Origin of the sequence: Pseudomonas brassicacearum subsp. neoaurantiaca, from assembly GCF_013608025.1 — a bacterium.
Classification (GTDB): Bacteria; Pseudomonadota; Gammaproteobacteria; order Pseudomonadales; family Pseudomonadaceae; genus Aquipseudomonas.
On the sequence record NZ_VDLV01000016.1, the window covers coordinates 59497 to 74534 of the forward strand.

10 protein-coding genes are annotated in these 15038 nt (G+C 63.4%); 6 read left to right on the forward strand and 4 right to left on the reverse strand.

Annotation, left to right across the window (positions count from 1 at the left end; translation table 11 throughout):
* Positions 1 to 62: 62 nt before the first annotated feature.
* Positions 63 to 4376 carry a DEAD/DEAH box helicase gene (locus FHK92_RS13060; protein ID WP_181288429.1) on the forward strand — a complete coding sequence of 1438 codons (4314 nt, stop codon included), beginning with the start codon at positions 63 to 65 and terminating at the stop codon, positions 4374 to 4376.
* Positions 4377 to 4518: 142 nt separating this feature from the next.
* On the opposite strand, the gene FHK92_RS13065 is transcribed toward FHK92_RS13060, so the two are convergent.
* Complete coding sequence (locus FHK92_RS13065) at positions 4519 to 6630, reverse strand: mechanosensitive ion channel family protein (protein WP_258232661.1); 2112 nt, start codon at positions 6628 to 6630, stop codon at positions 4519 to 4521.
* 314 nt (positions 6631 to 6944) lie between these two features.
* On the opposite strand from FHK92_RS13065, the gene FHK92_RS13070 reads away from it, so the two are divergent.
* Genes FHK92_RS13070 through FHK92_RS13085 form a run of 4 tightly spaced genes read left to right on the forward strand, consistent with a single transcriptional unit; the run spans position 6945 to position 10969 of the window.
* Positions 6945 to 7871 (forward strand): DUF72 domain-containing protein, encoded by a 927-nt coding sequence (locus FHK92_RS13070; RefSeq protein ID WP_181288430.1) that lies wholly within the window; start codon positions 6945 to 6947, stop codon positions 7869 to 7871.
* Positions 7868 to 8686 (forward strand): endonuclease/exonuclease/phosphatase family protein, encoded by an 819-nt coding sequence (locus FHK92_RS13075; protein WP_181288431.1) that lies wholly within the window; start codon positions 7868 to 7870, stop codon positions 8684 to 8686. The genes FHK92_RS13070 and FHK92_RS13075 overlap by 4 nt, the downstream gene beginning before the upstream one ends.
* Positions 8683 to 9981 (forward strand): cardiolipin synthase ClsB, encoded by a 1299-nt coding sequence (clsB, locus tag FHK92_RS13080; RefSeq protein WP_181288432.1) that lies wholly within the window; start codon positions 8683 to 8685, stop codon positions 9979 to 9981. Before FHK92_RS13075 ends, clsB begins: the two co-directional genes overlap by 4 nt.
* Positions 9968 to 10969 (forward strand): lysylphosphatidylglycerol synthase domain-containing protein, encoded by a 1002-nt coding sequence (locus tag FHK92_RS13085; protein ID WP_181288433.1) that lies wholly within the window; start codon positions 9968 to 9970, stop codon positions 10967 to 10969. The genes clsB and FHK92_RS13085 overlap by 14 nt, the downstream gene beginning before the upstream one ends.
* A 138-nt stretch (positions 10970 to 11107) precedes the next feature.
* On the opposite strand, the gene FHK92_RS13090 is transcribed toward FHK92_RS13085, so the two are convergent.
* The 3 genes from FHK92_RS13090 to FHK92_RS13100 all read right to left on the reverse strand — a co-directional run bounded on the left by FHK92_RS13090 (position 11108) and on the right by FHK92_RS13100 (position 14280).
* Positions 11108 to 11866, reverse strand: coding sequence for an alpha/beta hydrolase family protein (locus FHK92_RS13090; protein WP_181288434.1), 759 nt, complete (start codon positions 11864 to 11866; stop codon positions 11108 to 11110).
* Positions 11856 to 12965 (reverse strand): DUF3182 family protein, encoded by a 1110-nt coding sequence (locus FHK92_RS13095; protein ID WP_181288435.1) that lies wholly within the window; start codon positions 12963 to 12965, stop codon positions 11856 to 11858. Before FHK92_RS13095 ends, FHK92_RS13090 begins: the two co-directional genes overlap by 11 nt.
* A 319-nt stretch (positions 12966 to 13284) precedes the next feature.
* Entirely contained in the window at positions 13285 to 14280 is a 996-nt protein-coding gene (locus FHK92_RS13100; protein ID WP_181288436.1) for a GlxA family transcriptional regulator, read from the reverse strand.
* Between the two features lie 96 nt (positions 14281 to 14376).
* Here FHK92_RS13100 and FHK92_RS13105 point away from each other — a divergent pair, with 96 nt between their 5' ends.
* Positions 14377 to 14940: a cysteine hydrolase family protein gene (locus tag FHK92_RS13105; RefSeq protein WP_181288437.1), complete on the forward strand. Its 564-nt coding sequence runs from the start codon at positions 14377 to 14379 to the stop codon at positions 14938 to 14940.
* Positions 14941 to 15038 lie beyond the last annotated feature (98 nt).

The window sequence follows — 15038 nt, forward strand, 5'->3', positions numbered from 1 at the left end:
AGACGATAGAGATCTCGGACGGTACTTGCATCATCCCCACCCCACCCGCCTAAACTGCCCACATGAATCTGCCCCTTGCAGCCGACCACGCCATGGCAGGCTTTCACCCCGCCGTTCGCGCCTGGTTCAGCCAGACTTTCCCGGCGGTCACGGCCGCCCAGGCCCGGGCGTGGCCGTTGATTGGCCAGCGTCGTTCGGTGCTGGTCGCCGCGCCAACGGGTTCGGGCAAGACGTTGACGGCGTTTTTGGCAGTGCTCGACGACCTGGTGCACCGCGGCCTGGAACAAGGCGGCCTGCCGGACGCGACGCTGGTGGTCTACGTCTCGCCGCTCAAGGCCTTGAGCAACGACATCCAGATCAACCTGCAGAATCCCCTGGCCGGCATCACCGAGCAGTTGCAGCGAATGGGCTTGCCGCCCTTGCCCATCACCACCGCCGTGCGCACCGGTGACACGCCGCAGAAAGAACGCTCGGCGATGCGCAAGACCGCGCCGCACATCTTGGTGACGACACCCGAATCGCTTTACGTGCTGCTCGGTTCCGACTCCGGCCGGCAGATGCTCGCCAGCACCCGCACGGTGATCGTCGATGAAATCCACGCCATCGCCGCCAGCAAGCGCGGCAGTCACTTGGCCTTGAGCCTGGAGCGTCTGCAAGCGCTGTGCGCCGAACCGCTGATGCGCATCGGCTTGTCCGCCACGCAAAAGCCTATCGAAGCGGTGTCACGGTTTCTGGTCGGCGAAGGGCGCACCTGCGAGATTGTCGACATCGGCCACGCCCGCCCACGGGACCTGGACATCGAGGTGCCACCCGTGCCGCTGTCGGCGGTGATGGCCAACGACGTGTGGGAATTGGTCTACAACCGCCTCGCCGAGCTGGCCCGGGCGCACCGGACCACGCTGGTGTTCGTCAACACCCGGCGCCTGGCCGAACGCCTGAGTCGGCATCTGAGCGAGCGCCTGGGCAAGGACGCCGTGGCGGCCCACCACGGCAGCCTGGCGAAGGAGTTTCGCCTCGACGCCGAGCAACGCCTCAAGCGCGGCGAACTGCAGGTGCTGATCGCCACGGCGTCGCTGGAGTTGGGCATCGACATCGGCGACGTCGACCTCGTCTGCCAGATCGCCTCGCCCCGTTCGATCTCGGCGTTCCTGCAACGGGTTGGCCGCTCCGGCCACCAGGTCGGCGGCACGCCCAAGGGGCGCCTGTTCGCCACCACCCGGGACGACTTGATCGAATGCGCCGCCCTGCTCGATTGCGTGCGCCGTGGCGAGCTGGACATCCTGCACATCCCCAAGGCGCCCCTGGATGTCCTGGCCCAGCAGATCGTCGCCGAGGTCAGTTGCCAGGAATGGCATGAACAGGCCTTGCTGGAAATGTTCCGCCGCGCCTCGCCCTATGCCGGGCTGGACGAAAAACACTACCAGGCCCTGCTGCAAATGCTCGCCGAAGGTCTCAACGGCCGACAGGGCGTGCGCAGTGCCTACCTGCACCGTGATGCCGTGACACGGACCTTGCGCGGGCGGCGGGGAAGCAAGCTGACCGCCGTGACCAGCGGCGGCACCATCCCGGACAACGCCGACTACAGCGTGCTGCTCGAACCCCAGGGCTTGAACATCGGCAGCGTCAACGAAGACTTCGCGGTGGAGAGCATTGCCGGAGACGTGTTCCAACTGGGCAATACCTCGTACCGGATCATCCGCGTCGAGACCGGCCGCGTGCGGGTCGAGGACGCGCAGGGCCAGCCGCCGACCATCCCGTTCTGGCTCGGCGAAGCTCCGGGGCGCAGCGCCGAGCTGTCCCAGGCCGTGGCCCGCCTGCAAGCCCAGCTCGATCAACTGCTCGGCGCCACGCCGGGCAATCTGCAACCGGCACTCGACTGGCTGACCGGCACCTTGCACCTGAACCTTGCCAGCGCCGAGCAGATCCTCGATTACCTGGCCCCGGCGCGCCTGGCCTTCGGCGCCCTGCCGTCCCAGGACACCTTGGTGATGGAACGGTTTTTCGACGAGTCCGGCGGCACGCAACTGATCATCCACACGCCCTTCGGCAGCCGCATCAACCGCGCCTGGGGCCTGGCCCTGCGCAAGCGTTTCTGCCGCACCTTCAACTTCGAATTGCAGGCCGCCGCCAGCGAGGACGCCATCGTGCTGTCGCTGTCCACCAGCCACAGCTTCGAACTGGACGAGGTCTGGCGCTACCTCAACAGCCAGAGCGCCGAGCAGATCCTGATTCAAGCGGTATTGGATGCGCCGCTGTTCGGCGTGCGCTGGCGCTGGAATGCCGGCGTGGCCCTGGCCTTGCCGCGCTACACCGGCGGGCGCAAAGTCGCGCCGCAGATCCAGCGCATGAAAAGCGAAGACTTGATCGCCAGCGTGTTCCCGGACCAGATCGCTTGCCTGGAAAACCTCGCCGGCGAGCGTGAGATTCCCGACCACCCACTGGTGGAACAGACCCTCGACGACTGCCTGCACGAAGCCATGGACAGCGAAGGCTGGCTGGCGCTGTTGCGGCGCATGGAAGCGGGCGAGGTTCGCCTGGTCAGCCGCGACCTGCCGGCGCCCTCGCCCTTGGCGGCAGAAATCCTCAGCGCCCGGCCTTATACCTTTCTCGACGACGCGCCGCTGGAGGAACGCCGCACCCAAGCGGTGATCAACCGACGCTGGAGTGATCCGCAATCCACCGACGACCTCGGCGCACTGGACGCCGAGGCCATCCAGGCCGTGCGGGAAGAGGCCTGGCCGACGCCGACCAATGTCGATGAAATCCATGAAGCGTTGATGAGCCTGGCCTGCATCGCCGACAGCGAAGCCAGTGCCGAGCGGTCGTGGCTGGACGGGTTGCGCACCCTGGCCGAGCGCGGTCGCGCCAGCCACATCCAAATCAGTGATGAGCGCGGCCTGTGGGTGCCGCTGGAACGGCTGACGTGCCTGCAAGCGATTTATCCACAAGCCAAATGGCAGCCGCCGCTGGCACCGCTGCCGGGGTTCGATGAGCCGTGGGACAGCGACGAGGCCGTGGTGGAGGTGCTGCGCGCGCGGCTCAGTGCCTTTGGCCCGCAACCGTTGACCGCGATCGCCTACCCGCTGGGGCTGTCGCCGGCACAAGCGACCCAGGCCCTGGCCCTGCTCGAACAACAAGGGTATGTGCTGCGCGGTCGCTTCACCCCGGGCACCGCTCAAGAGGAGTGGTGCGAACGGCATCTGCTGGCGCGGATCCACCGCTACACGGTCAAGCGCTTGCGCCGGGAAATCGAGCCGGTGACGTTGCAGGATTTCATGCGTTTCCTGTTCGACTGGCAGCATCTGTCGCCGTCCAGCCAGGGCCGCGGCAACGCGGTGCTGCCGTCGATCATCGGCCAGTTCGAAGGCTACCCTGCCGCCGCCTCGGCCTGGGACAGCGACCTGCTGCCGGCGCGAATCAAGGATTATTCGCCGAGCTGGCTGGATGAACTGTGCCGCAGCGGCAAGTTCGTCTGGACGCGCCTGAGCGCCCGCCAGAAGTTGTCTGCCAGCGCCCTGCGCAGCACGCCGATCGTGTTGTTGCCGCGTACCCAGGTTGCGCTGTGGAGCAGCCTGGGCGAGCAGACGCCGGTCGGCGAACTGTCGCTCAAGACGCAAAAAGTCCATCAGGCCCTCAGTGAACATGGCGCGTTGTTTTTCGATGAATTGCTGCACGAGGCTCACCTGCTGCGCAGCGAACTGGAAATCGCCTTGCAGGAACTGGTCGGTGCCGGGCTCGTGAATGCTGACAGCTTCGCCGGGCTGCGGGCCTTGATCACCCCTGCCAGCAAACGCCAGGCCCGTAGCAGCCGGCGCGGACGCGGGGCGTTTGTCGGCGGCATGGACGATGCCGGGCGCTGGTCCTTATTACGCCGCAGTTCGCCCGCGCCAGAACCCGGCAACCGGCCCGCGCCCACACCGCCCGATACCCTGGAACACATCGCCATGACCCTGTTGCGCCGTTATGGCGTGGTGTTCTGGCGCCTGCTGGAGCGCGAGGCCGATTGGCTGCCGAGCTGGCGTGAATTGCTGCGCACGTTTCATCGTCTGGAGGCACGGGGAGAGATTCGAGGCGGGCGCTTTGTCAGCGGGCTGGCCGGCGAACAATTCGCCTTGCCCGAAGCCATCCCGCTGCTGCGCGAAGCACGGCGTCGGCCCACCGATGGCAGCCTGGTGGCGGTGTGCGGGGTTGATCCGTTGAACCTGGCCGGCACTTTGTTGCCCGGGGCGAAAGTGCCGGCGCTGGCGAGTAATCGGCTGGTGTATCGGGATGGGCTGCCGGTGGCGGCGCAGGTTGCGGGCAAGCAACAGCTTTGGGTGGAGTTGGATGCTCAAGCAATGGCTGAAATTCGCACGAAGCTGATCCAACACCTTTAGCCAGACACCCGCAAAACTGTGGCGAGGGAGCTTGCTCCCGCTGGGCTGCGCAGCGGCCCCAAAGTTTTCGGCTCTGCATCCAATCTTGCTCAAAGCGACGACTGCTGCGCAGCCGAGCGGGAGCAAGCTCCCTCGCCACGGGTTATCGGGCAAGCTGGTCGGACGGCTTCGATGATACCTCCGTCGAAGGCGCTGAATTTTCGACCTGCGTATCCAACCGCTTCGGCATCACCACCTGCTGTGGATAAGTCTGCGCGAAGTGCACCGACGGCTCGTTATCCACAAGTTTCTTCAATCGCTGGTTGAACGCCCGGCCCACGGCATATTGCCCGCCCGACACGGTGCGGAACTGGGCAGTGAGCACCACGCCGTTGAGGTCCATCTTGTCCACGCCGAATACATCCAGCGGCCCTTGCAGGTTGAACTTGAGGAACGGGTCCTCGGAAATCGAATCGCCAGCTTCGCGGATCAGTTCAATGGCGCGGTCCACGTCGGTGTCGTAGGTGAACTGCACCGAGAAAAACGCAAAGGCAAATTGCCGGGATTGGTTGGTCACGGCCTTGATCTGCCCGAACGGCACCGAGTGCACGAAACCCTTGCCGTCGCGCAGGCGCAGGGTGCGGATGGTCAGGCCTTCGACGGTGCCGGCGTGGCCGGAGCTGAGCACCACCCAGTCGCCGATCGACAGCGTGTCCTCGATGATGATGAACAGCCCGGTGATCACGTCCTGCACCAATTGCTGCGAACCAAAACCGATCGCCAGCCCCACCACGCCCGCACCGGCGAGCAATGGCGCGACGTTGATGCCGAGGTTGGCCATGGTGGTGATTGCGCAAATCACCACCAGGATAATCTTGGCCGCGTTGCGCAACAGCGGCAGGATGGTCTTCACCCGCGTGCTGGGCTGGCGGGCGCCGCGCTTGTTGAGTGGTGGCTTCAACGCCTCCTGGATCGCCGTGTCGAGCACCACCCAGGTCAGCCAGGTCATCAGGAAGATCAGGCCGATGCGGCTCAAAGAATCGCTGATCGCTCGTCCCACGGCGTTGCGCGAGGCGAATTCGAACAGGGAGATGCCCCAGATTCGCCCGAGGATTTCAATGAACGCCACGGCCATGACGATCCGCAGCAAGGCGTGCAGCAAGCTCAACAGCCGCCCCTTGTATGCGCTGTTGCGCTGGATAGCCTCGGCCTTGGGTGATTTGAAGATGTGCTGGAACACCGTGCTGAGAAACACCGTCGCGATCAGCAGGATGGTGGTGAACAAGGCGCAACGCAGGGCTTTCTGGTTGTCCTCGCCGACACCGATCAGGCTCACCGCTGAGACCAATATCATCAGCAGGATCGGCCAATACCAGAGGCCGGAAAAGATTCGCAGGGACTCTTGCAAGGCAGGTTGCTTGAGGCGCTGGGCCAAAGGCCGGTTGCGGATCAGGTGGGCCACGGGCCGGCGCATGTGGATCACCAGCCAACCGAAGATGAGCGAAGCCAGCAGTCCGGTGAACACCGCGACGCTGCTGGTGATATTGCCGCCCAGTTGGCGGGCGATCTGCGGGCTGGTCAAGGCATCGCTGAGGGCCGCCAGGAAGCCGATCAGGAACAACGGCCGCGGGCTGAAATGCCGGATGATCGCCACGGCACGGCGTTTATGGCCGGCGTTGAACATCACGATCACGCAGAGCAACACCGACGTGGAGAAAATGCCGCTGCTGGTGGCGTAGGCAAAACACAGCGCCAGGGCGCGACCAACCGAGACTTGCAGGAAATGGCTGACATAAAGGGTCAAAGGCAGGCAGGCCACGGCTGGCAAGGTGTACGGCAAGAGATAACCGAGCAGGTCTCGCACCCGCTGGCGCGTTCGTAGCCAGCGGCGCCGACCGAGACGTCGCACCAGCAATCGCGCGCCGGTCCAGAGCAGCGCGAACGTCCCCAGCCACACGCCGGAGAGCAGCAGGAAATCCCCGGCCACACGCCACGACGAACGGGACGTCTGGTCCACCAGCCGATCCACCTCATCCGCCGCCCGATCCGCCCGCAGGCGCCAGGCATCCACCAGGTTCTGGTCGAGGTCGAGCTTGTCCTGGACGTCATCGATGCTCGAACTGATCGCGCCCAACAGGCCACCTTGCACCAGCGGCTCGGGTTCGGCCGGGGCTTCGGCGGGTTTGGAGGTGCCGGGGACCGCTGCGGTCCCGTAGGCGCTGGTGCCGGTCAGCGCCAGCAGGAACAGCAGCAGTACAGTGCTCAATCGAGACAAAACGCAGGGCTCCTTCGCACGGGGTCGGTAAGGAACTGATCAACATCGGGCCGGCAAGTTCGCTCGGAAGGCCAATACAAAACCCGTGGCGAGGGAGCTTGCTCCCGCTGGGGCGCGTAGCGGCCCTGAAACCTGGATACCTCGTCACGTCAGGATGAATGCATGGGCCTGCTGCGCAGGCCAGCGGGAGCAAGCTCCCTCGCCACAGAACCCGCTCGGCCCCTTCCGTCGGTAAGGCCGTCGAAACTTTCCAGCCCGCCCGGCGGTCATCAAAAGACACAGGCAGTACGAGGTCATTGGCACGGGAGGGACACATGACGGCGATCCACATTGGCATTTCCGGTTGGCGCTACACGCCTTGGCGCGGAGACTTCTACCCCAAGGGGCTGGCTCAGAAACGGGAACTGCAATTCGCCTCTCGAGCGGTCAACAGCATCGAAATCAATGGATCGTTTTACGCCCTGCAACGTCCCGAACGGTATGCCCAGTGGTACGCCGAGACGCCGCCGGACTTCGTGTTCAGCGTCAAGGCGCCGCGCTTCATCACCCACATCAAGCGTCTGCGGGACGTCCACAAACCCCTGGCGAATTTCTTCGCCTCCGGCGTGTTGGAACTCAAGGAAAAACTCGGCGCCATCCTCTGGCAGTTTCCGCCCAGCTTCAAATTCGACCCGCAACTGTTCGAAGACTTCCTCAAGCAACTGCCCCATGACACCGAGGCTGCCGCCGCGCTGGCCCTGGAGCACGAGCCGCGCCTGGACGGCCACGCCAGCACCGAGACCGATAAAAAGCGCCCGCTGCGCCATGCCGTGGAAATCCGTCACGAAAGCTTCATCGACCCACACTTCGTCGCCCTGCTCAAACGCTACGACGTTGCTTTGGTGGTCGCCGATACCGCCGGGAAATGGCCCTATCGCGAGGACGTGACCAGCGACTTCGTGTACCTGCGCCTGCACGGCGCCGAAGAGTTGTACGCCAGCGGCTACACCGACGAGGCGCTCAAGCGTTGGGGCGACCGGATCGAGGCCTGGAGCCACGGCACGCAGCCGAGCGACGCGCAACTGATCGATCCGAAAAAGAAACCCCGGGCACGCAAGAGCCGGGAAGTGTTCTGCTATTTCGACAACGACATCAAAGTTCGCGCGCCCTACGATGCACGCCACCTGCTGGAGCGCTTCGACCTGGACAAGCACCTCGCCACCGCTCCCGGTGTGCGCCCGGCCGAAGGAGTATTGCCATGAGCACGCCAGAATCCAGCGAAGCCACCCGCGAGCCGCTCCACGATTCGGCGCAGCGACTGTTGGACGGAGTCAATCGCTTCACGGTGCTGACGGTCAACACGCACAAAGGCTTCACCGCCCTGAACCGGCGCTTCATCCTGCCGGAGCTGCGCGAAGCGGTGCGCAGCGTTTCAGCCGACGTGGTGTTCCTGCAGGAAGTCCACGGCACCCACGAGCACCATCCCCAGCGCTACAGCAACTGGCCGAGCATTCCCCAATATGAATTTCTCGCCGACACCCTCTGGCCGCAGTTCGCCTACGGGCGCAACGCGGTGTACCCGGCGGGCGATCACGGCAATGCGTTGCTGTCGAAATTCCAGATCATCCGCCACGACAACCTCGACGTTTCCATCAGCGGCCACGAAAGCCGCGGCATGCTGCACAGCGTACTGCGGCTGCCGAACAGCGATGGTGGGAGGGATGTACATGCCATTTGCGTCCACCTGGGGTTGCGCGAAGGCCATCGCGTCGCGCAACTGAAACTGCTTTGCCAACGCTTGAGCGAATTGCCGCCCGAAGCACCGGTCATCGTTGCCGGCGACTTCAACGACTGGCGCGGCAAGGCCAATGACCTGCTCGCGCCCTGCGGCCTGCGGGAGGTGTTCGCCGAGCAGTGGGGCAAACCGGCCCGCAGTTTTCCGGCGCGCCTGCCGATCTTGCGCCTGGACCGCATCTACGTGCGCAACCTCAAGGCCCATCACGCCAAGGTACTGAATGTACGTCCCTGGTCGCACCTTTCCGACCACGCACCGCTGTCGGTGGAGATCGAATTATGAACGCGACGATGGACAAGGCGACGGTAGAAAAGGTCGAGGTTCCACCGACCGAACGCAACCCGGCGCTGGCGGATGTCGAATACGGCTGGCACGGCAACAACCGCGTCACGCTGCTGGAAAACGGCGAGGAATATTTCCCACGGGTTTTCGAGGCGATTCGCCGGGCCCAGGAAGAAATTCTCCTGGAGACGTTCATTCTGTTCGAGGACAAGGTCGGCTTTGAATTGCGCGACCTGCTGGTGGACGCGGCCAAGCGTGGCGTGCGCATCACCGTCAACCTCGATGGGTTCGGTTGCGGCGAACTGACCACCGATTTCCTGGCCTCATTGAGCGATGCCGGCGTACGCCTGCAGATGTTCGACCCGGCCCCACGGCACTTGGGCATCCGCACCAACTGGTTCCGCCGGCTGCACCGCAAGATTGTGGTGGTGGACGGGGTGATTGCGTTCATCGGCGGGATCAACTTTTCCGCTGATCACTTGGGCGATTTCGGTCCCGAGGCCAAGCAGGATTACTCAGTGGAAATCAAAGGCCCGGCGGTGGTGGATATCCATCACTTCGCGCTGCTGCAAAGCGGTCGGCCGGCCCGGGCCAAGTATTGGTGGCAACGTCGCCGCAGCCGCCGCACCGAACTGGCGTTCAACGACCATGACGGCCAGGTGCGCCTGGTCTATCGCGATAACCACGAGCATCAGACCGACATCGAGGAGGTCTACCTGCAAGTGCTGCGCAGCGCCCAGCGCCGGGTGGTGATCGCCAACGCGTATTTCTTCCCCGGGTATCGGTTGTTGCGCGAGATCCGCAACGCCGCGCGACGTGGCGTCGAGGTGCGGCTGATCCTGCAAGGGCAGCCGGACATGATGATCGCCAAGCTCGCGGCGCGGATGCTCTATGACTATCTGATCAAGGCCGGCGTAACGATCTACGAATATTGCGAGCGGCCGCTGCACGGCAAAGTCGCCTTGGTGGACGAGGACTGGAGCACGGTCGGTTCGAGCAACCTCGATCCGCTGAGCCTGTCACTGAACCTGGAAGCCAACGTGCTGATCCGCGACCGGGCATTCAACCGCGAACTGTTCGAACGCCTCGACCACCTGAGCCGCAATCACTGCACCGTCATGCCCGAAAATCATGCCCGTCGAGGGCTGCTGTGGCGCATGACCATCGGTTTCATGGTGTTCCACTTCCTGCGTCATTTTCCGGCCTGGGCCGGATGGCTGCCGGCCCATAAACCGCGTCTGAAACCTTTTTCACCGCCGACGGCGGTCCGGAGCGAACCCCATGAACCACTCTGAAGCGCACACCGCGCCGAGAGATGCCCATGCGCCGGAACAGGCCAAGCCCAAGTCGCGCTGGAGCCGCTGGAAACGCCCGCTGACCCTGGCTTTTTTCCTGCTGCTGATCGTGCTGTTCACCGCCCTGGCACGGCGCATCGATTGGTCCGAGGTGTTCACGACCCTGGCGGATTTCAAGCAGCGCACGTTGCTGATCGCCGCCGCGCTGACCATCGCCAGCTTCATCACCTACGCCGGCTTCGACCTGATCGGGCGCACTTACATCCGGCAAAAACTGGGCTGGCGGCAAATACTTCCGGTGGGGGTGATCAGTTACGCCTTCAATCTCAACCTCAGTGCCTGGGTCGGCGGCATCGCCATGCGCTATCGGCTGTATTCGCGGCTCGGGGTGAGCACGGGCAATATCGCCAAGATTCTCGGCCTGAGCCTGGCCACCAACTGGTTCGGCTACATGACCTTGGCCGGCGTGGTGTTCAGCAGTGGCCTGGTGACGATGCCTCCGGGCTGGAAACTGAGCAGCGATGCGCTGCAAGGCGTCGGAGTGCTGCTATTGCTAATCAGCGCCGGCTATCTGCTGGCCTGCCGTTTCTCCAAGCGCCGGGCCTGGACGATTCGCGGCATGGAAATCAACCTGCCTTCGCTGCGCATGGCCGTGTTGCAATTGGCATTGGGGGCGCTGAACTGGTCGCTGATGGCGGCGGTGATCTTTACGCTGTTGCCGAGCAAACTCGAATACCCGGTGGTGCTCGGGGTGCTGTTGATCAGCAGCATTGCTGGCGTGATTACCCACATTCCGGCCGGACTCGGGGTGCTGGAGGCGGTGTTTGTCGCGCTGTTGCAGCATGAGGTGTCACGGGGCAGCTTGATCGCCGGACTGATTGCCTACCGGGCGATCTATTTCATCCTGCCGCTGTTGATCACGGTGGTGATGTACCTGGTGATCGAGGCGAAGGCCAAGGCGTTGCGGGTCAAGCCTGGGGTCAAGTGATGCGGTGCCCAGTCTGGCCTCATCGCGAGCAAGCTCGCTCCCACAGGGGATGTGTAGCGATCGAGATAGGTGTGCTCACAACAAATCCATTGTGGGAGCGAGCTTGCTCGCGAAGGGGCCCGCCTGAACGCCACATGTCTACCGCTCCTGAATAATGCTCAACCGCTCGCCCACCACCATTTCCGTGATCCAGCTCACCAGGATCGAGGTGTAGGCCTGTTGTGACACGGGGTCGCTCAGGGAATGGTCGGCGCCGTCGATGATCCGATGGGTCAGCGAATGAGTCTGCTGGCAGGCCGCGCGGTAGCTCATGATCGTGGCATGGGGTACATGGTCGTCGGTCTCGGACTCCACCAGCAGCACATCACCCGTGAACTGCGAGCACGCATGCAAGGCGCGGTTGGTGTCGGCGTGGACCAGGGTGCTGCGATAATCCAGCAGGTCGGTTTTGTCCAGGTCGCGCTTGGGCGTGTGCCACTGCTCGTCGCGGTAGAGCGCTGGCACTCGCAAGGCCAACCAGCGCACCGGACGCAACGAAGTCAGGATCGAGGCCAGGTAACCGCCGTAGCTGGTGCCGACCACGGCGATCGCTGAAGTGTCCAGGCCGGGGTGGGCAAGCAACCGGTCGTAGGCCGCCAGCAGGTCCCGCAAGTTGTCCTCTCGCGTGACCCGTGACAACGGAATTCCCGCGCCCCCCGTGTGCCCGCGCAAGTCGAAGGTCAGGCACACGCAGCCTAGGCCGGCGATGCCCTTCGCCCGTTCAAGATCACGCTCTTGGCTGCCGCCCCAACCGTGTACGAACAAGACGCCGGGGACCTTCGACTTGGGGCTCAGGAAGGTCCCGTTCATATGCTCATCATCGATGGCAATCTGGATGGTTTCGCTTCTAGCCGTCATAGGATTGAACCGTTACGTATTTGAGTAGGAAATCACCGTTCTCTGCCGGGCCGCGATAAATCTCCGTGGCGCCGGAGGGCAGCGGTTGGTCGGTGTAGGTTTCGACCGAGGACACCCGGACCGCGCGGACCGAGGGATCCTCGACAAACACCTGCAATGCCGCGAGCTCTGCGCTGCTGGCACCGCCCATTCGCCAGGATTGCTCCAGCACGCCGCCGCGAGGCTGGCCACCGGTATCCGTCCCTTGGGCGATGTCGTAATTGCGCCGCGACGCAAAGAACGTCGGAAATGCCTGGTTGGCGGCGTCATCGAAGACCTGGGCCAGCCGCACCGCTTCGCGAACATCGTCTTGCAGTTCCAGGCCGAGCAACTCGATATAGCCACCTTGGGCCACCAGCAGGTCAGAACCGCCATAGACCTCCTGCCCTTCGTTGTCATGGGTCAGGTGTTGCACGCCGCAATAGCTCAAGACCCTACCGTTGATGAAGCTCTGGCCGACGCTCTGGGTCTTGACCTCATTGAGGTTCTGCTCCAGCACGATGCCCTCGCTGAACACCGCCTGGGCGTCTGGCGCCGCGACGATTTCATCGAATTGCGCGATGCTTCGGATGACCCGCTGGCCACGTCCGGCGCAAGCATGGATTGGCTTGAAGCGAATCAGTCCGGCGTAAAGCAAATGCTCGGCGGCCTGGCGCGCATCCTTGAGGGAGAACACGCTGATGCCGTCGAGTACAACGCCCCGGGCCAGCTTGGCGAACAGCGGTGACCAGCCTTTCGGCGCAACCGCGTCCTTATTCAACAGACCATGGGCGATCGCCTTGGTGCAGATAAAGTCGTGATCGACGTAACCGCCCCAGAGATCATCCGGACCCTTGACGCCCAGGCGCAATGCAGCCTCGGGGCCGATCAGGGTTTGCGTGGGCAACAGGTACAGATCCCGCCCGGCGTGCTGCTGGCTGTCGTAGCTGCCGCCGTATTCCAGGCCAAGAATATTCGCCAACCAGCGGGCCAGCGCCCGATTGGTTTCGACTTCATGCTTCGGGGCGTGAGGATTGACCGAATGGGCCAACACCAGTTTGTTGCGATGGGTCGCCGTCATGCGTTGTCCTTTTAACTTCGCCAGTAGCTGTAGCTATAAGGATTGCAGAGATCAGGCCAACGGCGCGGCAGGGGACGAACGGTCACGGAAACGGGGGGATGGGCGGAGAAATATGGCACCGGGCCTGTTTCATTCTGCACGACGGGAAGCGGCCGTCCGGCAAATTGCACGACGCCTACCGCGTATTCTGTGGCGAGGGGATTTATCCCCGCTGGGCTGCGCAGCAGCCCCTAACAATTAAAATGACACACCGCGGTGTAAGTTTTCTGTGGGGCGCTGCGCACCCAGCGGGAGCAAGCTCCCTCGCCACGGGTCGGCTTCAGCCTTTGGAAGCGTTTTGTGGGCTCACCCCAAACTTCGCCCGATAGTCACTCGGCGCCAGCCCGGTGATTTTCTTGAAGGTCGATCGAAAGGCGCCGGGGTCCTGATAACCCACGGTCCAGGCAATGTGATCGATGGTGCCGTTGGTGAATTCCAGCATTTCGCGGGCCTTGCCAACTCGCAGATGCTGGCAGTATTCGGTGGGCTTGAGTCCGGTGGCGGCACGGAACCGGCGCAAGAAGGTGCGTTCTTCCAGACCGGCCTGCTCGGCCATCGCGCCGAGGGAGACGTCCACCGCGCCGCTGCGCTGCAACCAGTGTTGCACCTTGAGGATCGCACCGTCACCGTGCCCCAGGATCGGCGCAAAATTGCTGCCGCACTGGCTCGCGCTGTCACTGTGCTCGACCACCAGGAATTTCGCCGTGCGCGTGGCGATGCTAGGGCCGAGCAGACGATCCACCAATCGCAGCCCAAGCTCCGACCAGGCCATCAGCCCCGCCGTGGTGATCAGGTCACCGTCATCGACGATGGGTTTGTCGGCGTTGAGCTTGATCTTCGGATAACGCGCCGCGAAGGACTTCGCCGACGTCCAGTGGGTCGTGGCGCTGCGCCCATCGAGCAAGCCGCTTTCGGCCAACAGGATCGAGCCGACGCAAACCCCGCCCAATACCGTGCCGTCGGCATGCTGAGCCCGAAGCCAATCCATCAGCGCCGGCGTGGCAAGCCTTTCATTGAAGCCGGCAATGGAGGGCGGGATCAGCAAGGCAATCAGTTTGCCCGACGGTCCATCCTCGCTGTCGAAGACCCGTAGCGGCACCTCACCGTTCTCGGTGCGCCAATGACTCACCCGCAGCCTCGGTAACTGCGCACTGGCCTGCTCGGTTGCGATCCTCGCCGCGACTGTAAACAGATCGGTCAAGCCGTGCACCGCCGCCAATTGCGCACCGGGATACATCAGCACGCCAAGTTCAGCGAATGCCCTTTCCTGCGCCATTGTCAGTTTTCCCTCGCCTATTGTCGTTGCGGCCAATCCTCCCATCGCCGGGCTTGGCCAATACTGGCTTCACCGCAATCAACCGAGGAAGCCCCCATGTCCAAGCAAGCGCTCATCGTAGTCGATATCCAGAACGACTACTTCCCCCAAGGAAAATGGCCATTGGTCGGCGTCGAAGCTGCAGCCGACAACGCCGCTAGAATGATCGAAGCGTTTCGCCAGGCTGGCAATCCAGTGGTGCACATTCGCCATGAATTCACCTCCGACGAAGCGCCCTTTTTCACGCCAGGCTCCGAAGGCGCGCAGTTGCATTCCAAAGTGCTCAACCATGCCGACGAGCCGGTGGTGCTCAAGCATTTCGTCAACTCGTTTCGCGAAACCGAACTGCAACCGATCCTCGATCAACAGGGCATCGAGCAGTTGGTGGTCGTCGGTAGCATGAGCCATATGTGTATCGATGGCGTCGTGCGGGCGGCAGCAGACCTGGGCTACGGCGTCACGGTGATTCACGATGCGTGCGCGACTCGCGATCTGGAATTCAACGGCGTGGTCGTCCCGGCCGCACAAGTCCATGCCGCATTCATGTCGGCGCTGGGGTTTGCCTATGCGAATGTGGTGAGTACCGAGCAGTTCCTGAGCGACAGCCAAGCACAGGCATAGCGATAAACAGCAAGCGAAATGACTAGGCGTGCATGGGCGGTTACTACGAGAATGGCCAGGTTTCTCTGCCAGAGCCCGTCGTATGAAACGTAAACGCC